General features: G+C 64.0%; 17 protein-coding genes. 13 read left to right on the forward strand and 4 right to left on the reverse strand.

The genetic code is table 11. The features are described 5' to 3' along the window. The first annotated feature begins 134 nt into the window (after positions 1-134). From GFD18_RS00145 to GFD18_RS00160, 4 genes are all read left to right on the forward strand, one after another. A complete protein-coding gene (locus tag GFD18_RS00145; RefSeq protein ID WP_100509938.1) occupies positions 135-785 on the forward strand; it encodes a TetR/AcrR family transcriptional regulator in 651 nt (216 codons plus the stop codon). A 43-nt stretch (positions 786-828) separates the two neighbouring features. Then, on the forward strand, positions 829-2,742 hold the full coding sequence (gene recQ / locus GFD18_RS00150; RefSeq protein WP_163200101.1) for a DNA helicase RecQ: 1,914 nt from the start codon (positions 829-831) through the stop codon (positions 2,740-2,742). Between the two features lie 306 nt (positions 2,743-3,048). Further along, a complete protein-coding gene (locus tag GFD18_RS00155) occupies positions 3,049-3,531 on the forward strand; it encodes an N-acetyltransferase (RefSeq protein ID WP_191997265.1) in 483 nt (160 codons plus the stop codon). A gap of 200 nt (positions 3,532-3,731) precedes the next feature. After that, positions 3,732-4,214 carry an S-ribosylhomocysteine lyase gene (locus tag GFD18_RS00160; protein ID WP_225432814.1) on the forward strand — a complete coding sequence of 161 codons (483 nt, stop codon included), beginning with the start codon at positions 3,732-3,734 and terminating at the stop codon, positions 4,212-4,214. Positions 4,215-4,378: 164 nt separating this feature from the next. Here the strand turns inward: GFD18_RS00160 and GFD18_RS00165 are convergent, their stop codons facing one another. Beyond that, positions 4,379-5,392, reverse strand: a complete 1,014-nt coding sequence (locus tag GFD18_RS00165) for a LacI family DNA-binding transcriptional regulator (RefSeq protein WP_100509936.1) — start codon at positions 5,390-5,392, stop codon at positions 4,379-4,381. Between the two features lie 253 nt (positions 5,393-5,645). On the opposite strand from GFD18_RS00165, the gene GFD18_RS00170 reads away from it, so the two are divergent. The 3 genes from GFD18_RS00170 (at position 5,646) to GFD18_RS00180 (ending at position 9,384) form a co-directional block, all read left to right on the forward strand. Then, positions 5,646-6,659 (forward strand): zinc-binding dehydrogenase, encoded by a 1,014-nt coding sequence (locus GFD18_RS00170; protein ID WP_100510432.1) that lies wholly within the window; start codon positions 5,646-5,648, stop codon positions 6,657-6,659. A 170-nt stretch (positions 6,660-6,829) separates the two neighbouring features. Next, positions 6,830-7,603, forward strand: a complete 774-nt coding sequence (locus tag GFD18_RS00175; protein ID WP_100509935.1) for an SDR family oxidoreductase — start codon at positions 6,830-6,832, stop codon at positions 7,601-7,603. Between the two features lie 299 nt (positions 7,604-7,902). After that, on the forward strand, positions 7,903-9,384 hold the full coding sequence (locus GFD18_RS00180) for an MFS transporter (protein ID WP_163200099.1): 1,482 nt from the start codon (positions 7,903-7,905) through the stop codon (positions 9,382-9,384). A 167-nt stretch (positions 9,385-9,551) separates the two neighbouring features. On the opposite strand, the gene GFD18_RS00185 is transcribed toward GFD18_RS00180, so the two are convergent. Beyond that, positions 9,552-10,649 (reverse strand): LacI family DNA-binding transcriptional regulator, encoded by a 1,098-nt coding sequence (locus tag GFD18_RS00185; RefSeq protein WP_100509933.1) that lies wholly within the window; start codon positions 10,647-10,649, stop codon positions 9,552-9,554. A 158-nt stretch (positions 10,650-10,807) separates the two neighbouring features. On the opposite strand from GFD18_RS00185, the gene GFD18_RS11305 reads away from it, so the two are divergent. From GFD18_RS11305 to GFD18_RS00205, 4 genes are all read left to right on the forward strand, one after another. Continuing rightward, the gene (locus GFD18_RS11305) at positions 10,808-11,821 is read left to right on the forward strand and encodes a zinc-binding dehydrogenase (protein ID WP_100509932.1); all 1,014 of its coding nucleotides are present in this window, start codon (positions 10,808-10,810) and stop codon (positions 11,819-11,821) included. Positions 11,822-11,994: 173 nt separating this feature from the next. Continuing rightward, the gene (locus GFD18_RS00195; protein ID WP_225432816.1) at positions 11,995-13,524 is read left to right on the forward strand and encodes an MFS transporter; all 1,530 of its coding nucleotides are present in this window, start codon (positions 11,995-11,997) and stop codon (positions 13,522-13,524) included. Positions 13,525-13,636: 112 nt separating this feature from the next. Then, complete coding sequence (locus GFD18_RS00200) at positions 13,637-14,884, forward strand: enolase C-terminal domain-like protein (RefSeq protein WP_100509931.1); 1,248 nt, start codon at positions 13,637-13,639, stop codon at positions 14,882-14,884. A 126-nt stretch (positions 14,885-15,010) separates the two neighbouring features. Beyond that, positions 15,011-15,787 (forward strand): SDR family NAD(P)-dependent oxidoreductase, encoded by a 777-nt coding sequence (locus GFD18_RS00205; protein ID WP_207759977.1) that lies wholly within the window; start codon positions 15,011-15,013, stop codon positions 15,785-15,787. A 192-nt stretch (positions 15,788-15,979) separates the two neighbouring features. On the opposite strand, the gene GFD18_RS00210 is transcribed toward GFD18_RS00205, so the two are convergent. After that, positions 15,980-16,705: a FadR/GntR family transcriptional regulator gene (locus tag GFD18_RS00210; protein WP_100509929.1), complete on the reverse strand. Its 726-nt coding sequence runs from the start codon at positions 16,703-16,705 to the stop codon at positions 15,980-15,982. 175 nt (positions 16,706-16,880) lie between these two features. Between GFD18_RS00210 and GFD18_RS00215 the strand changes: the two genes are divergently transcribed. Then, positions 16,881-17,411 carry a gluconokinase gene (locus GFD18_RS00215; protein WP_100509928.1) on the forward strand — a complete coding sequence of 177 codons (531 nt, stop codon included), beginning with the start codon at positions 16,881-16,883 and terminating at the stop codon, positions 17,409-17,411. A 253-nt stretch (positions 17,412-17,664) separates the two neighbouring features. Continuing rightward, positions 17,665-18,558, forward strand: a complete 894-nt coding sequence (gene gnd / locus GFD18_RS00220; RefSeq protein ID WP_100509927.1) for a phosphogluconate dehydrogenase (NAD(+)-dependent, decarboxylating) — start codon at positions 17,665-17,667, stop codon at positions 18,556-18,558. 105 nt (positions 18,559-18,663) lie between these two features. On the opposite strand, the gene GFD18_RS00225 is transcribed toward gnd, so the two are convergent. Continuing rightward, positions 18,664-19,824 carry an ROK family transcriptional regulator gene (locus GFD18_RS00225; RefSeq protein WP_100509926.1) on the reverse strand — a complete coding sequence of 387 codons (1,161 nt, stop codon included), beginning with the start codon at positions 19,822-19,824 and terminating at the stop codon, positions 18,664-18,666. Positions 19,825-20,136: the final 312 nt, after the last annotated feature.

The following is a 20,136-nucleotide window of genomic DNA, read 5'->3' on the forward strand; positions in this document are numbered from 1 at the left end:
TCGCAGCGAAAACTTACGGATATAAGTTATACTACAAGTGTAGTGTAATAATCAATCGTAAGGAAAAATCGATATACAATACATATCGTTTTTCCTACGGGACGGTCCTTCAACAACGGTCAGGAGCATCGACAATGACGAAGACGGCAGTGCGCACGACGAAACCGAACGGCGACCGACGGGTGCGACGCACCCGCGCCCGCCTGGCGGACGCGCTCATCGAGCTCATGCGCACCAAGCCGGTGGAATCCATCACCGTGACCGAGCTGGCCGACCGTGCCGACGTGAACCGCGTGACCTTCTATGCGCACTACAACAACGTGCAGGAGCTGCTCGGCCGGATCGAGGACGATGCCGTGCAACAGTTCCGCGACGTCGTCGAGAACCACGCGCAGGAGATGATCGCGGGGGAGTACCGACCGTTCGCCGTCGCCGCGCTCACCTACATCGACGAGCATGACGGGCTGTTCTCCGTGCTTATGTCGTCCTTCGGCAATGCGTTGTTCAATGACTTTGCCGACAGTATCCGCGACATCTGCAATGATGCGCTCGACCCCGTTTCGGCGGCGTTGGAAGGCGCGGACGACGTGGACATCGAACACGCGCGGATGGTGCGCGACTACCAGTTCGACTACATCCTCGGCGGCGTCATGAACGTGATTCGCGACTGGTTCAGAAACGGGCGGAAGGAATCCATCGAATTCATGGCCGCCATCATCAGCTCCACCACCAGGGCCGCCGGCATCGACTCCCTGCGTGAGAACATCCGTCTTGCCGTGCGCTGACCGGCGCGTCGGGTTTTCGCCGCCCGGCCATAGACTCGGGAGCATGGCAGACATGAACGATGCGCGGGCGGCGCTCAAGCACTACTTCGGCTACGACGGGTTCCGACCCGGTCAGGAGCCGCTGATCGAAGCGATTCTGCAGGGCCGCGACGCACTCGGCGTCATGCCCACCGGCGCCGGCAAATCCATCTGCTACCAGATACCCGCCGTACTGCTCGGCGGTCTCACCGTCGTCGTCTCGCCGCTGGTGTCGCTCATGGCCGACCAGGTCGCCGGACTCGAGGACAACGGCATCCACGCCGTCTACGTCAACTCCACGCAAAGCCTCGAAGAGCAGTCCGCCGCGCTCGCCGAAGCCGCCTCCGGACGATGCGACGCCGTCTACGTGGCGCCCGAACGCCTCGGCACCCAGCAGTTCACGAATTTCGCCGCCCGGAACCGCATCGCCCTGCTTGCCATCGACGAGGCCCACTGCGTCTCCCAATGGGGGCAGGACTTCCGCCCCGCCTACCTCGGCATCGGCGACTTCAGCGCCGGCCTGCCATACCGTCCCGTCATCGCCGCGTTCACCGCGACCGCCACCGAACGCGTGCGCCACGACATCGTGAACCTCGTCGGGCTCCGCAATCCCCAGGTCAGCGTCACCGGCTTCGACCGCACCAACCTGTACTTCGACGTCATCAAGGCCACGCCCACCGCCAAACGCCAATGGATAGAACGATACGTGACCGCCCGGCCCGATGAATCCGGCATCATCTACTGTGCCACGCGCAAGGAGACCGAAGCGCTCGCCGACGACCTGCGCGGCCGCGGCATCGCCGCCGTCTGCTACCACGCGGGGCTGCCGGCCGACGAACGCAGCCGGGCGCAACGCGACTTCGTCAACGACGATGCGCATGTCGTCGTCGCCACCAACGCATTCGGCATGGGCATCGACAAATCCAACGTGCGCTACGTCGTCCACCACAACATGCCCGACAGCATCGAAGCCTACTATCAGGAGGCCGGCCGTGCCGGGCGAGACGGCGAACCCGCCCGATGCACCCTGCTGTGGAGCGACGGCGACATCACCACCCGACGCCGTTTCATCGAGATGGGCAGCGACAACGAACGCCTCAGCGCCGACGAGGCCGAAATCATACGAAACCGCCGACGCGTGCTGCTCGACGGCATGATCGGCTACTGCCGCACCACCGACTGCCTGCATAGATACATCACGTCGTATTTCGGCGAGACCGACGATACGCCATGCTCCGGCTGCTCCAACTGCGACAGCGAGTTCGAGACCGTCGACGTGACGAAGATCGCCGTGGCCGTAAGCCGATGCGTGCATGACGTGCAGGTGCTCCTCGGCCTCGGCGAGAACGGCCGGCCGCGCAATCTCGGCGCCGGCAAGCTCACCCAGATACTGCGCGGCTCCGACGCGCAGGAGATGCACGACTGGCGGCATCTCGACTCCGCGCCCACGTACGGCAGCCTTCGCGACGTGCCGGCGGCGCGCATCCGCGACGTCATATCGCAGATGACGTCGGACGGCTATCTTGCCGTGGAGGACGGCAAATACCAGACCATCACATTCGGAACGCGTGCCGCGCAGACCGTGCGCAACGACTTCCACATGGTCATCAAGCAGGTGGAACGTCCCGCCGGCCGGGACGGCGAATCATCATACGGCGGTTCGTCCGGCCCGTCGCGCGGCACACGCTCCGCCGTTCCCGAGGAGCTTTCCGGAACCGACGCCGAACTGTTCGACCGGTTGCGCGAGCTGCGCACCGAGATCGCGCGCGAGATCGGCAAGCCGCCGTACATCGTGTTCTCCGACAAATCATTGCGCAGCATGTGCGAGCTCAAGCCGACCGATGACGACGAATTCCTCGAGGTCAACGGCGTCGGCCAGCACAAGCTCGAGCTCTACGGCGATCGTTTCCTCCCCGTCATCCGCGACTTCCTCGCTTAGGTATCGCCTATCTGCCTCTCTGCCGATTGCTCTGCCCGGGATGACGGCGCTACGGATGCCTCATGCAATGGCTTCCCTCAGCGAGGGGAGCTGTCGGTGCGGCCGACTGAGGGGGCGTGTGGTCGGATGTTTCAACTCCCCTCAGACCGCCTTTGGCGGCCAGCTCCCCTCAATCATGAGGGGAGCCGAGAATACTGCCAATCCATCAACCCAGACGAAAGGACCATCGTGACATCCGATTCCACTCCGTCCACCACCCGCATCGTCCGTACGGCGACCGCCGCCGACTTCGACGTCATCCAGACGATGTACGCCCGCGCGCGAAAGCTCATGGCCGAAAACGGCAACCCCACGCAATGGGCCGACCGGTTCCCGCTGGAATCCACCGTCCGCGCCGACATCGCCGAAGGGCGCACGCGTCTGCTCGTCGACCACGCCGGAACGGACGACGACGGCAACCCCGGCGCGGAGCGGGCGCTCGCCGTATTCGTGCTGTGCCCCGGCCCCGACCCGTCGTACGCCGAGATCGACGGCGCGTGGCTGGATGACGACGACTACATGGCCGTGCATCGCGTGGCCGCGTCGGGCCTTGGAGGCCATGCCGGCCGCGACTGCCTGAACTGGGCCGTGAAGCACTACGGCAACGTGCGCATGGACACCCACCGCAACAACCACGGCATGCAGCATGTGCTGGAATCCAGCGGTTTCACACGCTGCGGAGTGATCACGCTGGTGCGGCGCGAGGGCGACGCCGAACGACTGGCCTATCAGCGCAACGACCGGCGATAGCGCCGCCGGCCGGCACGTCGCAATTTGGCGACCGTGGTGCCGGCCGTCCGATAACCGGCCATGATGGCCGGCGATAGACGACAACTATGACATGACGGCGACCATGCGGTTGACGATTGACGGTTTTGCGACGACAGTAGATAGCGGTCGCATGCGTTACCGGCATGCGAGTATGCATCCCGTCTTTCAAGGAGGACATCATGGCAGACAAGCCGGTCGTCGAAAGCTTCCAGTTGGATCACACCAAGGTCAAGGCGCCGTACGTGCGCTACATCGACACGGAGACCGGCCCCCACGGCGACGTGATCTCCAACTACGACCTGCGCCTGGTGCAGCCGAACGAGAACGCCATCCCGACCGGCGGCCTGCACACCATCGAGCACACCATCGCCGTGCTGCTGCGCGAGCGCATCCCCGGCTACATCGACTGCTCGCCGTTCGGCTGCCGCACTGGCTTCCATCTGCTCACCTGGGGCGAGCACTCCACCGAGGACGTGGCCAAGGCGCTCAAGGAGTCGCTGGAGTTCATCGCGTACAAGGCCACGTGGGACGACGTGCCCGCCACCACCATCGAGAGCTGCGGCAACTACCGCGACCACAGCCTGTTCACGGCGAAGGAATGGTGCAAGGACATCCTCGCCAAGGGCATCAGCTCCGATCCGTTCGAGCGCAAGGTCGTCTGAGCCGTCGGTCCGTTGAGTCGTAGGACCGCTGAGATGGCTGATGGGTCGTAATGCGGTCCGTAATGGCCGAAATCCGCGATCTGCGGTGCCAAAGGGTCGCTTTCCTCGTTGAAAGCGACCCGAAAGCACCGTGAATCGCGGATTTCGGCCATTTGCGCATGTGATTACAGCGAGTGGCCGAGGACCCGCTTCGTGGGGACGACGATCTCGTTGCTGACGGGCGGCTGCTTGCGGATCGTGGCGAGCAGCGCCTCCCCGGCCTTGCGGCCGATGGTTTCCGGGTCCTGGAGAATCAGGTCGATGCCGTGGCCGACGTATTCCCCCCATTCCCAGTCGTCGAAGCTCAGCAGCCCCATGTCGCGGGGGAAATCCATGCCGAGTTCTCGTGCCGCGGCGAGCACGCGCAGCAGCAGCGGTCCCATCAGCGAGACCACGGCGGTCCGCTCCTGTGCGCTGTTCGCGCTGATGACCCGCAGCGTGTCGGTCAGCCAGGCATTGTCCCCGCCGGCGAGGTCAAGTACCGACAGGCGCAGCCCGAGCCGACGCGCGGCCTCGGTGATGGCGTGCAGTCGCGGGATCTGCGCCGAGGTGCCCACGGTCGTGATGTTCACCACGACGATATGCCGGTATCCCTTGCCTGCCAGCTCCTCGCACATGCGCTGGCTGGCCTCGTAGTTGTCCGACGTCACGTGGATCACCGACGGCGGCGTCGCGTCCACGTATCGGTCGACGAACGCGAGCGGCGTGCGTGCGTTGACGATGGGGTAGTAGTCCTCGAAATTGCTGCGGCTCGGCTGGATGATCAGCCCGTCTACGTTCTGCTGCAGCAGCTTCTCCACGCATTCTCGCTCCTCGTCCGCGCCGTCGTTGGCGTTGAGGAGCATCACGCTGTAGTTCTGCGGCTGCAGCGCCTTGTACATGCCGGTGAACAGCATGGACGCGAAGACGTTCGAGATGTCGCCGACGATGACGCCGATGATGTGTGTGCTGTCCGACCGCATGTTCTTCGCCGCGGCGGACGGCCGATAGTTGAGGTCCTGTATCACCTGCTGGATCTTCTGCTGGGTGGCGACGCTCATCTTGCCGAGATTGCCGTTGAGATAGCGCGACACGGTCGTGACGGAGACTCCCGCCACTTTGGCTACTTCCTTGATGGTGATGGTCTTTCGGCTGTTCATGGTGCTCAATATCGGTCGAAACGGTTGTGGTCATTGGTCATTCTACGGTTCGCTCCTTATCTGCGCCGTCTTTCGCAAACGTGTCGTTATACAGTTTTTAGGAAAACGTTAAAACCATGCTGTAAACCTTAAGACACGCCTCAAATTTCAATGTATATTGACATTATAACTGATTTAGGTGTAACGTTAACCCCACAAGGGAAACGATATACCTTGGGAAATGAAATCATCGAACATCAAGGAGGATGTCGAAGTGAAGTCGGTACTTATCAGCGGCAAGGGACTGATTGACCTGGCTGAACGCCCCGAACCCGAGCATCAGGACGGCAAGGTCGTCGTCCGTCCGCAGTTCATTGGCATCTGCGGTTCCGATCTGCATTACCTGGCCGACGGACAGGTCGGCATGTCCGTCGTCCGCGAGCCCATCGTCCCCGGCCACGAGATCAGCGCCGTGACCGATGAGGACGTCGAGGTCGACGGCAAGGTCATCCCGGCCGGCACCCCGGTCGCCATCCACCCCTCCACGTGGGGCGAGAAGCAGCCCGGCATCGAGGACAAGCCCGAGATCTGGCCGAACGGCCGCTACCTCGGCTCCGCCCAGTACCTGCCGCACGAGCAGGGCGGCATGACCGAGAAGATGGCCGTCCGCCCCGACCAGCTCATCGTCCTGCCGGAAGGCGTCTCGCTCAAGGCCGCCGCCCTGGCCGAGCCGCTGGGTGTGGGCCTGCACGCCATCAACCTCGCCGGCGGAGTGCGCGGCAAGAAGGTCCTCGTCTCCGGCGCCGGCCCCATCGGCCTGCTGGCCGCAGGCGCCGCCCTCACCGAGGGCGCCGCGAGCGTCGCCGTCTCCGACGTGCTCGACCACCCGCTCTCCGTGGCGAAGAAGCTCGGCGCGACCAAGGTCTTCAACGTGGCGCAGGAGTCCCTGCCCGACAACGAGTACGACCTCATCCTCGAATGCTCCGGCGCCGCCCCGGCCATCAGCGCGTCCTTCAAGGCCGCCGCCCCCGGCGCCACCATCATCCAGGTCGGCATGATGGTCAACCGCGACGCCAGCCTCAACATCTCCGCCATCAACGGCAAGGAGATCACCTACATCGGCAGCTTCCGCTTCTTCCAGGAGATCCGCGACGCCGTCGAGGTGCTGGCGAAGAACCCGAACCTCGAAGAGGTCATCACCCAGGTCTTCGACGTCGATGACTACCGCGAGGCGTTCGCCACCGCGGCCGACGCGTCCAAGTCCGCCAAGGTGCTCATCGCCATGTGACGTCTCCGCCGGGGGACGCGCCAAAAGCGCGGTCTCCCGGCCTCCCTCCCGATAATCATCAACCCCGGCCGATCGCCTGTATCACGGCGATCGCCGCAATCATCATCTGATTTCGCGTCGATCATGGAAGACCGACTGCGATTCCGAAGACACGTTTCTAAGGAGAAACCATGCCCAAGTTCGATCGCAACAGCTACAACCTCGAAGGCAAGGTCGCCCTCATCACCGGCGGCGCCCGAGGACTCGGCCGCAACTACTCCATCGCGCTGTCCATGTACGGCGCCGACATCTTCGTCGCCGCCGAGAACGAGGAGGGCTGGGACGAGATCCGCGAGATCGTCGAGGCCAACGGCCGTCAGATCGGCTTCATCAAGCAGGACATCACCAAGCCCGGCGCCGCCGACACCATCGTCGACGCCGTCATCGAGAAGTTCGGCCACCTCGACATCCTCGTGAACAACGCCGGCATCCAGATCCGCAACGACGTGCTCGACTTCAAGGACGAGGACTGGTACAAGGTCATCGACGTGAACCTCAACGGCCTGTACATGCTCTCGCACGCCGCCGCCAAGGTGATGGCCAAGCAGAAGCACGGCAAGATCATCAACATCGGCTCCATGCAGTCCTACCGCGCCGGCAAGCGCATCTTCCCGTACGCGGCCAGCAAGCACGGCGTGCTCGGCCTCACCCGCGCCTACGCCGACGCCCTTGCTCCGTACAACATCCAGGTCAACGGCCTGGCCCCCGGCTACATCATCACCGACATGACCCGCTCCCTGCAGCAGGACCCGGTCCGCGGTCCCGAAATCCGCGAGCACATCCCCTCCGGCGAGTGGGGCGTGCCCGAGCAGCTCATGGGCCCGATGGTGTTCCTGGCCAGCGAGGCTTCCGACTACGTCACCGGCGTGATGCTGCCGGTCGACGGCGGCTACCTGCTGCGCTAGTCGTCGGGCGATGACGACGCGGGCCGGCTGCGGCCGGTCCGCCGAACAAGACTTGCGTCGGGATGGACCCGGCGCGGGAATCGGGAGAGGGCCTGCGGTTTCGGCCGCTCTCCCGTCCACCGGTCGCGGCGACGAAGACGCGACGGTGAACATACGGGTGCCGCACTGGTTTCCTTCCCCTTACCTGTGCGGACCTGCCGGAGGGCATGCCATGGCATGCGTGCCTTACGGGGAATGGGAGGGGAGGAACCCTCCCTATGCAACCAAGAGAGAACCCTGTTGGAAAGGTGAAGTTTCCTATGTCTTCTGCTGAAGTTTCGACTGCCGCCAATGGAGGCGGCGACCCCTCGCTGGTCAAGCGCACGATGGGCGACCTGGTCAAGGCCGCCGTCTCCGGCTGGCTCGGCACCGCGCTCGAGTTCATGGACTTCCAGCTCTACTCGCTGGCGGCGGCTCTGGTGTTCAAGGACATCTTCTTCGGACACGGCTCGCAGGCCGTGGCCATCATGTCGGCAATGGCCGTATACGGCGTGGGCTACATCGCCCGCCCGATCGGCGCCTGGTACTTCGGCCGCCTCGGCGACCGCATCGGCCGCACCAAGGTGCTGTTCATCACCATCGCCATCATGGGTGTGGCCACCACGCTGATCGGCGCGCTGCCCACCTACGACCAGGTCGGCCTCCTCGCCCCGGCACTGCTGGTGATCCTGCGACTCGTGCAGGGCTTCGGCGCCGGCGCCGAGATCGCCGGCTCCTCCGTGCTCCTCGCCGAGTACGCACCGACCAAGCAGCGCGGCATCATCGCCTCGCTGACCGCCCTCGGCACCAACTCCGGCACCCTGTTCGCCGGTCTGGTGTGGGCCATCCTGCTCGGCTGGCTCGGCAACGACGCGGTCGTCGATTGGGGCTGGCGCATCCCGTTCCTCGGCTCCGTCATCGTGATGGGCGTGGCCGTCTTCATCCGAATCCACCTCAAGGAGACCCCGGTCTTCGAGGCCTCCGTGGACGAGATCATCGAGGAGTACGACAAGCCGCTCGACCGCGAGGCCGAGAAGGCCAAGAAGGAGGCCGCCGCCGAGGCCCGCAAGGAGGCCATCGCCGAGCTCGCCAAGACCAAGCGCTCCTGGAAGGCCTTCCTCGTGGCCTCCGCCCTGCGCTTCGGCCAGTCCGGCAACTCCGGCATGGTGCAGACCTACCTCATCACCTTCCTCACCGCCAACCTGCTCGTCTCCAAGACCGTCGCCTCGAACATCGTCGTGTACTCCTCGCTCGTCGCATTCGCCACCGTGCCGCTGATCGGCTGGCTCGGCGACAAGTTCGGCCGCAAGCGCATGTACACCGTGGTCACCGTCATCGACTTCTTCATCATCGTGCCGTGCTTCCTGATGATGCTGAACAACCGCGGCACCGACACGGTCATGGAGCAGACCTCCACCGGTCTGGTCCCGCACTTCTCGAACCCCGACCTGCTGTTCTTCATCGGCTACATCGTGCTGCACAACCTCACGGTCATGGCCCTGGCCTCCCTGGAGAACCTGACCATGGCGGAGTGCTTCGGCTCGGCCCACCGCTACGAGCAGCTGGCCCTCTCCAAGGAGATCCCGAACCTGATCACCGCCGGCTTCGGCCCGCTGATCGCCGCCGCGCTGGTCACCGTGTTCGGCTCCTGGGTCGCCCTCGCCGTGCTGATGTTCTTCTACACCGCGGTCACCTTCGGCGCCAGCGTCGTGATGACCGAGGTCGCCGGCCGCGACCTGACCGTCCGAGAGGATGCGATGTGATATAAGACCTACCCCTGAAATCCCTTGATTGCACGATGCCGGTTCGTTCCCTCCCCGGAGGGCGCGAACCGGCATCGGCGTATATGCGGGACCGTTGTTTGAAGACGTTCGCGGGGTCGCATGACGATTGCCATGCGACCCCGCGGAGCTTACGGCGAGTGTCCGGCTTACAGCGAGTGCCCGGCGATGCGACGGGTCGGCACACTGATCTCCGTCTGCTCCGGGTGGCCCTGCTCGATGATCTGCAGGATGCTTTCGCCGGCGAGGCGGCCGATCTCGTCGATGTCTCGCTGAAGCAGGTCGACGCCGCCGCCGATGAACCGTCCCCAGTTCCAGTCGTCGAAGCTGACGAGGCCGAGGTCCCCGGGGAATTCGAGGCCGGCCGCCTGCAATGCGGTGAGTGTGCGGAACAGCAGCGGTCCCATCAGCGGGAACACGGCCGTGCGCGGGGCGTCCGGACCGGCGTTCTCGCGCAGCCGTTCCGCGAGCCATGCGTCATCATGGCCGCGGACGTCCAGCATGACATGCTCCATGCCCAGCTTCGCCGTGCAGTGCCGGACCGCCTCGAGCCTGGGCAGCTGCGACGACGTCGGCGCCGTGGTTTCGCTCACGGTGACGATGCGGCGGTATCCGCGTTCGTGCAGCTCCCGGCACATGGCCTTGCTCGACGGTGTGTTGTCGGATATGACGTGCGCGGCGTTCTTCGGCGTCGCCTTGACGATGCCGTCGACGATGACCAGCGGCGTATGCGCGTTGACGATGGGGTAGAAGGCCTCCGGGTCGTCCTGCGTGGGCTGGATGATCAGGCCGTCGACGTTCTGGCGTATGAGCTTGTTGATGCACAGGTTCTCGTCGGCCGGGTCGTTGCCGGTGCTGAGCAGCATCAGGCTGTAGTTCCTCGGCTTGATGACCTTCTGGATGCCGCCGAACAGCATCGAGGAGAAGATGTTGGAGATGTCGCCGACGATGACGCCGATGATCTTCGTGGAGTTCGATCGCATGCTCTGCGCGGCCGACGACGGCTGGTAGTGCAGGTCCTCGATGACCTTGCCCACCTTCTCGCGGGTGTCGGCGCTCATGCGGGCCATCTGTCCGTTGAGGTAATTGGACACGGTGGTGACGGAGACCCCCGCCATGCGTGCGACCTCCTTGATGGTGATGGTTTTGCGTCTGGCCATGGTTTCTTCGATCCTGTGGGTGATAGGGGGAATGAAGGGAATTCTACCGCCGCCTTCGACCAAGATGGTTTTTCCGGGCTGCGGCATGTGTCCGCTCACATCGTTGCGATTTCATTTTACTGAAACGATAAACTAATCGCAACACGCCGATAAAACGTTGAAAACATGCGAAAAATACTTTGGTTATAAAAACTTAGTGTATCGTTACATCTAACAGCACAACACATGCAATCAAGGAGGATGCTGTGAAGGTAGTCAAGATTCCCGGCAAGGGCCAGCTCGAGGTCATCGAAGCCCCCGAACCCGTCGCCGACGATACGCACGTGGTCATTCGTCCGAAGTTCATCGGCATCTGCGGTTCCGATCTGCATTACCTGGCCGATGGCTCCTGTGGCCTGTCCGTTATCCGCGAGCCGCTCACCCCGGGCCACGAGATCAGCGCCGTGCTCGACGAGGACGCCGTCATCGACGGCAAGAACGTCCCGGCCGGCACCCCGGTCGCCGTCCATCCCGCCACCTTCGGCGACAAGCTCCCCGGCATCGAGGACAAGCCCGAGATCTGGCCGAACGGCTCCTACTTCGGCTCCGCACAGTACTTCCCCCACACCCACGGCGGCATGACCGAGAAGATGGTCGTCCGTCCCGACCAGCTCCGCGTGCTCCCCGAGGGTCTCTCCCTCGACATGGCCGCACTCGCCGAACCGCTCAGCGTCGGCCTGCACGCCATCCGCCTCGCCGGCGATGTGCGCGGCAAGAAGGTGCTCGTCTCCGGCGCCGGCCCCATCGGCCTGCTCGCCGCCGGCGCGCTCGTCTCGCTCGGCGCCGCCCGCGTGGACGTCTCCGACGTGCTCGACGCCCCGCTTGCGGTCGCCAAGAAGGTCGGTGCGCAGGGCGTCTTCAACGTTGCGCAGGAGTCGCTGCCCGCCAACACCTACGATCTGGTGTTCGAATGCGCCGGCGCCGCCCCCGCCATCAGCGCCGCGTTCAAGGCCGCCGCCCCCGGCGCCACCATCGTCCAGGTCGGCATGCTGCTCGACCGCGACGTGCCGCTGAACCTCTCCGCCATCAACGGCAAGGAGATCACCTACATCGGCAGCTTCCGCTTCTACGACGAGATCGACCAGGCGCTGCAGATCCTCGCCGACACCCCGGCGCTCAAGGAGGTCATCACGCAGGTCTACCCGGTCGACAAGGTCGCCGACGCATTCGCCGTCGCCAGGGACTCCTCGCAGTCCTCCAAGGTGCTCGTCGAATTCTGAGCCGCATAGAGGCCATACATCATGTCGGGGCCTCTCGACGCCGAAAGGCCCCGACATCACACGATTCCCCGAAATACGAACGATACGGACAAAACGATTCCGATACTGCGGCGCGGACAATGCCGCCCGTGCCGATAACCGATTACGTATATATATATGAGGTGAAGCAAACCATGTCGTCTGCTATGACCATCGACGGAACGACCGAGGTCGCCGCCGAAATGACCGCGGTCAACGTCGAACCCGCGGCCGAGAAATCCGATCCCACCCTGGCCGAACGCACCACCGCCGATCTCATCAAGGCCGCCGTCTCCGGCTGGCTCGGCACCGCGCTCGAGTTCATGGACTTCCAGCTGTACTCGCTGGCCGCCGCACTCGTCTTCAAGGACATCTTCTTCGGACACGGCTCCGCCGCCGTGGCCATCATGTCGGCCATGGCCGTGTACGGCGTGGGCTATGTGGCCCGCCCGATCGGCGCCTGGTACTTCGGTCGCCTCGGCGACCGCATCGGCCGCACCAAGGTGCTGTTCATCACCATCGCCATCATGGGCTGCGCCACCACGCTGATCGGCGCGCTGCCGACATTCGACCAGGTGGGACTCCTCGCCCCGGCGCTGCTGGTGGTTCTCCGACTGGCCCAGGGCTTCGGCGCCGGCGCCGAGATCGCCGGCTCCTCCGTGCTCCTCGCCGAATACGCCCCGAAGAAGCATCGCGGCATCGTCTCCGCCTTCACCGCGCTTGGCACCAACTCCGGCACCCTGCTGGCCGGCGCCATCTGGGCCGTGCTGCTGGCATGGCTCGGCAACGACGCCGTGGTCGATTGGGGCTGGCGCATCCCGTTCCTCGGTTCCGTCATCGTGATGGGCGCCGCCGTCTTCATCCGAATGCACCTCAAGGAGACCCCGGTCTATGAGGCCTCGGTGGAGGAGACCATCGCCGAGTACGACAAGCCGCTGAACAAGACCGCCGACGCCGAGGCCGAGAAGGCCCGCAAGGAGGCCGAGAAGAAGGCCGCCGCCGAGATCGCCAAGACCCCGCGCTCCCTCAAGGCGTTCATCGTCGCCTGCATCCTGCGCTTCGGCCAGTGCGGCACCTCCGCCATGGTGCAGACCTACCTCATCACCTTCATGACCGCCAACCTGCTCGTCTCCAAGTCCGTCGCCTCCAGCGTCGTCGTGTATTCCTCGCTCGTCGGATTCGCCACCGTGCCGCTGATCGGCTGGCTCGGCGATGTCTTCGGACGCAAGCGCATGTACATGGTCGTCACCATCATCGATGTGTTCCTGCTGGTGCCCTGCTTCCTGCTCATGGTCAACAACCTCGGCACGCAGACCACCATGGAGCAGACCTCCTCCGGACTCGTCCCGCACTTCTCGAACCCCGACCTGCTGTTCTTCATCGGCTACATCGTGCTGCACAACCTCGCCGTGCTCTCGCTCGCCTCGCTGGAGAACCTGACCATGGCCGAGTGCTTCGGCTCCGCACACCGCTACGAGCAGCTCGCCCTCTCCAAGGAGATCCCGAACCTCATCGCCGGCGGCTTCGGCCCGCTGACCGCAGCCGCGCTGGTCACGGCGTTCGGCGGATCGTGGATCGCGATCGCGGCCATCATGGCGGTCTGCCTCGTGCTCACCTTCCTCGCAGCGGTGGTCATGCCGGAAGTCGCCGGCCGTGACCTCACCACCCGAGAAGACGCGATGTAACCGACGTGCAATCCGGGGTCGCGGGGCCAGGCCGCGACCCCGACCGCAACAATCAAACACAACCGCAACAATCATCCGAACCGTACGACCATCCAAATCCAAGGAGAACGACATGACAGTCACCATCGACAAGGTGCGCGTCATCTGCACGGCGCCCGAAGGCATCAACCTCGTCGTCGTCCGCGTGGAGACCAACCAGCCGGGCCTCTACGGTCTGGGCTGCGCCACCTACGCCTACCGCCACCTCGCGGTGAAGACCGTGGTGGAGGAGTACCTCGACCCGCTGCTGCGCGGCCGCGATGTGGAGAACATCGAGGAGATCTGGCAGCTCATGCACCAGAACGCCTACTGGCGCAACGGACCGATCTCCAACAACGCGATCTCCGGCGTCGACATGGCGCTGTGGGACATCAAGGGCAAGATGGCCGGCATGCCGGTCTACCAGCTCTTCGGCGGCAAGGTCCGCGAAGGCATCCCCGTCTATCGCCACGCCGACGGCCGTGACCTCGAGGAGCTGTGCGACAACATCCAGCAGTTCCAGGAGATGGGCATCACCACCATCCGCTGCCAGTGCGGCGGCTACGGCGGCGAGGACTACGGCAACACCCCGGCCACCGCCCCCGAAGGAGCCCACCCAGGCGTCTACCTCGACTCCAAGAAGTACATCCACGACACGGTCGAGCTGTTCGCCGGCATCCGTGACCGCATCGGCTACGACATGAACCTCGTGCACGACGTGCATGAGCGCATCGCCCCGGTCGAGGCCCTGCAGCTCGCCAAGGCTCTCGAACCCTACGAGCTGTTCTTCCTCGAGGACCCGGTGCCGATCGAGCAGACCGACTGGCTGCGCCGCCTGCGCCAGCAGACCAGCATCCCGATCGCACAGGGCGAGCTGTTCAACAACTCGGCCGAATGGAAGACGCTCATCACCGAGCACCTCATCGACTTCATCCGCGTGCACATCAGCCAGATCGGCGGCATCACCGCCGCCCGCAAGCTGCAGATCTTCGCCGAGCAGTTCGGTGTGCGCACCGCATGGCACGGCCCGGGCGACATGTCGCCGCTGGCCCACGCGGCGAACATCCACATCGACCTGGCCGCGCAGAACTTCGGCGTGCAGGAATGGTCGGGCATCGAGCCGCCGAACTTCGTGATCCAGGAGCTCAAGGGACCGCACGGCGCACTGCTCGACGTGTTCCCCGGACTGCCCGAGTACAAGGACGGCTACGTCTACGCCAACGACAAGCCGGGCCTGGGCGTCGACCTCGACGAGGCCGAGGCCGCCAAGTACCCGTGCGAGAACACGGTGACCACGTGGACGCAGACCCGCCGCCGCGACGGCGCCCTCGTCACCCCGTGACCGGCCGGCGCCCGCCGGACCGTCCATCACGGATCCATAAAACACAGACCCATAACTTAATATCCACCAAGCAAACCAACCGAAACCAAACAACACCTATCCAATAGGAACAATTGAAAGGAGCCAATGATGGCTTTCAACTACCAGGACAAGTTCAACGTCGCCGGCAAGAACTGCATCGTGACGGGCGGCGCCCAGGGCCTCTCCCGCGGCATGGCCGAGGGCCTGCTGGAGAACGGCGCCAAGGTCGTCGTCATGGACGTCCAGAAGGACAAGCTGGAGAAGGTCGTCGAGGAGTACCGCGCCCAGGGCTACGACGCCTACGCCGTCGTCGGCGACCTCTCCAAGAAGGCCGACATCGACCGCATGTTCGACGAGGCCATGGAGATCCTCGACGGCCGTCTCGACGTGCTCATCCCGGCCGCCGGCATCCAGCGCCGCCACCAGCCGTGGGAGTTCCCGGAGGACGAGTGGAAGCTCGTCATCGACATCAACCTCAACCACGTGTGGTTCATGTGCCAGAAGGCCGTCGCCATCATGAAGGACCAGCCCACCGGCGGCAAGATCATCAACATCGGCTCCATGGTCACCTGGTTCGGCGGCACCACCGTCCCGGCCTACACCGCCTCCAAGGGCGCCGTCAGCCAGCTCACCAAGAGCCTCGCCGTGGACTGCGCCCGCTACAACATCTGCGTGAACGCCATCGCCCCCGGCTACATGGACACCGAGATGTGCGCCAACATGACCCAGGAGCGCAAGGACGAGTGCACGGTCCGCATCCCGGCCAACCGCTGGGGCCTGCCCGAGGACCTCAAGGGACCGGTCCTGTTCCTCGCCTCCTCCGCCAGCGACTACGTCAACGGCACCGTCATCCCCGTCGACGGCGGCTACCTGGTGAAGTAAGACCGGGAACATCCCCCATCGGCCCGTGACATACGGGCCGCAACAGCCGAAATCCGCGATTCGCGGTGCGAAAGGGACGTTTTACTCGTCAGAAACGTCCCGAAGGCACCATGGATCGCGGATTTCGGCGTTTTTTGCCGTGCCTTCGGACATGGCCGTGCGGGGTGCGCGATGAGGCGCGTGGGGGAGGGGCTATCTGGCGGCGATGACCGTGCTGACCTCGTCGACGATGTCGTGCATGGCCTTGCGGGCGCGTTCGGCGTCGCCCTTCCACACGGCGTCGGCCACCTCGTCGTGCGCGTCGAGTGCGCTGGCGGACGGCCGGCTCGGATACATGTTGATCTCCACGCGCCCGCGCAGGATGGTCTCCACGATCGGGGCAAGCGAGGCGAACAGCTCGTTGCCGCTGTTGCGCAGCAGCGTCGAATGGAACTCGATGTCGAGCTCGTGGAACGGGTCGAGGTCGCCGGCCTCGCCGTGCCTGCGCATCTCCAACGCCAGCACCGGCATCTTCGCCCGCGTCTCCAACGATGCGCGGTGCGTGGCGCATGCGGCGGCGGCCGGCTCCACGGCGAGACGCAGCTCGGTGAGCGACAGCAGCTCCTGCTTGCGCTGGTTCGAATGCAGCTTCCAGTGAATCACCTGCGGGTTCAACGCGGCCCACGTCTCGGGGCTCTGCGCGACCAGCCCCACACGGCGCCGGATGGTCACGGCGCCGGTGGCCTCCAGGTATCGCGCGGCCTCGCGCGCCACCGTCCTTGAGACGCCGAACCGACGCTGGATGTCCTCGAGCGTCGTGCTTGTACCCACGGGCCATGGTCCGTCGATGATGTCGGTGGCCAGCTGGTCCGCGATGGGCAGATGCATCAGCTTGGCATCGTTGGTTTTCCCATCGTTGGATTTCGGCGTATCAGTCATAATAAAAAGATTACCAATCAACGAAAAGAATGCCAATCCAACTAATGGGCATCACGATAATTTTTAAAAGTACTCTTTTTAAATTGACAAAGATTACGAAATCTGATTATAATAATCCCATCAAATCGCAGTCATATCGTGGCCGCAACGCGGCCGCCGAGCAAAGGAGCAGACGATGACAGTGCACGTCGTGGTTATGGGCGTCGCCGGATGCGGCAAGACCACCATCGCGGAGGCCGTTCGGGACCAGTTGGGCTATGTCTACGCCGAAGGCGACGAGTTCCATCCCAAGGCCAGCGTCGACAAGATGCGCGCCGGCATCCCGCTGACCGACGAGGACCGCTGGCCCTGGCTCGACACCATCAACAAGTGGATGCGCGACCAGTCCGCCGAAGGCAACTCCACCGTCGTCTCCTGTTCGGCGCTCAAGCGCGCCTACCGCGACGTGCTGCGCCGCGACATCCCCGTGTTCTTCGTGCACATGGTCGGCAGCGAGGAGGTCATCGGCAAGCGCATGGCCGCCCGCAAAGGGCACTACATGCCGCCGTCGCTGCTGCCCAGCCAGTTCGCCGATCTCGAACCGCTCGAGGATGACGAGCCGGGCATCAAGGTCTCCATCGAAGGCAGCGTCGACGAGATGGTCGCCCGCGCCATCGAGGCCGTCAAGGCGCACGCCGCCGCCGAGGAGCGCGCCCTGGCCGCATAATCGTCGCGCATGGCTCCCCTCACGGGGGAGGGGAGCCGGCGTCATTCATATGCGGCGCGGACGTCGTTCGGGCGTCCGGGTGCCGTCCAGATGTTGCGTGGGTGTCCTTCTTGCCTGCGTCGTTTTCATCCATGCTCTCGCATCGTTCCTCGCCCATAATCGTTTCTCTGCGGATCCTTCGGATGTCCGGAGCCTTTCGCGCCTCATATCTTCATTTCCTCACCATCCGCACCACACAAGAAAAGAGCACATCATGCAGATCGGAATGATCGGACTCGGCCGCATGGGCGGCAACATGGTCAAGCGCCTTCGCGACGGCGGTCACGAGGTCGTCGGCTTCGACATGGACCCCGACTCCGCCCGCGACGTCGACAGCCTCGAATCGCTCGTCGCCGCGCTTGACGCCCCTCGCGTCGTATGGGTAATGGTGCCGGCCGGCAAGCCCACCGAATCGACCATCGACGGGCTCAGGGAACTGCTCGAGCCGGGCGACATCGTCATCGACGGCGGCAACTCCAAGTACACCGAGGACCGTGCCCACGCCGCATCACTGGCTGAAAAGGATATCAAATTCCTCGACTGCGGCGTCTCCGGCGGCGTGTGGGGCGCCGAACGCGGCTACGCGCTCATGCTCGGCGGCGAGCAGGAGACCTTCGACCACGTCAGGCCCCTGCTGGAGACCCTCAAGCCGGAAGGCGAATACGGTCTGGTGCTGGCCGGCCCAGTCGGCGGCGGCCACTTCGCCAAAATGGTGCACAACGGCATCGAATACGGCATGATGCAGGCGTTCGGCGAAGGCTTCGCCACCATGATGCGCAGCGAATACATCGACGACGCCGCCAAGACCATGGTCTCGTGGCGCGAGGGTTCGGTCGTCGCATCCTGGCTGCTCGATCTGTTCGAGAACGCCACCAAGGACGATCCCGAACTGCGTGACGTGCCGGCCGTCGCCAACGAATCCGGCGAGGCCAAGTGGATGGTCGAGGCGGCGCTCGAGCTTGGCGTGCCGACGCCCGCCACCGGCGCCGCGCTCTACGCCCGCCAGGCGTCGCGCGGCGGTGCGGACGACGTGCTGCGTGTCGTCACCGCCATGCGCGCCCAGTTCGGCGGCCACGTCACCAAGGTCGACGAGATCGCCACCCACTGATCCGACTCATTCTTCGGTTATTTGGTAAATCCGGTCATGCAGAGGTCGTTTGTCGGGCCTCCATGACCGGATTTACCATATTTCGGTTTTTATCGTTTATGGGTCCTAGCGTCGTGCGCGGGTGTCGATCTCCTCGTCGAGGAACGGCTTGATATATGACAATGCCGCGCCAAGGATGTTCTGGCCTTGGGAGCATACGCTGCGGATGATGGCGAACCGGTCGTCGGGGAACGAGGCGATGGCGTCGGTCTTCTTTCGCAGCGCGGCGAAATCGTCGTCCGACATCAGGTAGGCGATGCGACCGCCGATGATGACGTCGTTGCTGAGCACCGTTCGCGCGTTCTTGATGGCGTGGGCCAGGTACGTCAGGTACCTGTCGAGCCGCCGTGCGCAGTCGTCGTCGCCGTCGTGCGCGCGGCTGAAGAATTCGGCGAGGCTGTCGCATCCCGAATCGTCGAGCAATGCCGCCCGCGACGTGTAGACATCCATGCAGCCGCGCTGCCCGCAATAGCATTCCGGCCCGTCGATGGCGAGGGTCATGTGTTCGCAGGTGCCGTTGCGCAGGTTCTCGCCCTCGTTGATCTGTCCGTCGGAGATCACCGCGCAGCCCACATGCTCATCGAGGTAGATGCAGGTGGCGTTGGCTATGGCGTCATCGAGCCAGAGCTCGGCGATGGCCGAGGCATGCGAGTCGTGGATGAGCCGGCAGGGGTGGGGGATGCGTTCGCTCAGGCGGCTGAGCGTCAGACCCGTGTTGCCGAGGATCATGCCGAAGGTCAGGTGGCTGCCGTCCGGCGAGACGATGCCCTGCACGGCGAACGCGACGCCGAGAATGGATGATTCGTCCACGCTGAGTTTCGCGGCGATTGCCTCGATGAAATCGTTGACGTGACCGGCGACGGCCTCGTAGTATTCGTCGCCGTTGTCGTAGTCGATCATATGGGTTCGGCCTGCAAGGCGCTCGCCATAGAGGTCGTATGCCTGCAGGGCGACGGATGAGCCGAGGATCTCCACGCCGATGGCGATGCGGGCGGTCTGGTCGAACGAGTAGATCTGCGCGCGGCGGCCGCCGTTGGAGTCGAGAAAGCCCGACCGTTTGATGAGTCCGGAATCCTCCAGGTCGTTGAGGTTCTGCGTGATGGTGGGTGGGCTGATCGGCAGGGCCTGGGCGAGGTCCTGCCGTGAGGCGTGGCGATGGCGATAGATGTATCCGAGTACGAGACGGCGCTTCTGCTCCTTGATTGCTGTGGTCGTTGCGATTTCCATGCCGTCGAACCTCCTTGCATGATGTTCTTTAGTGTAGTGTGCGACACGCGGTGTGAGCGGTTGCCGGGTTTCTTCAAAACGTATGTTTTTCAAGCCTTTTACAATTATAAGGACCACTTTAATAAAAGTGGATTGACAAAGCGGGGTGTCGTGCGTATTCTTTAATCAACCACTTAATGAAAAGTGGTCAACTAAAGTGAAGCGCAGTGATTTCGCCGATTCGGACGCAAACGTCCTGCCCGGCGTACGACAAACGCGGTGCATCGGTGCACGGCATGGTTTTCAAGGAGGTGGACGATGACGTTCCCAATG

Source organism: Bifidobacterium saimiriisciurei (assembly GCF_010667655.1).
GTDB lineage: Bacteria > Actinomycetota > Actinomycetes > Actinomycetales > Bifidobacteriaceae > Galliscardovia > Galliscardovia saimiriisciurei.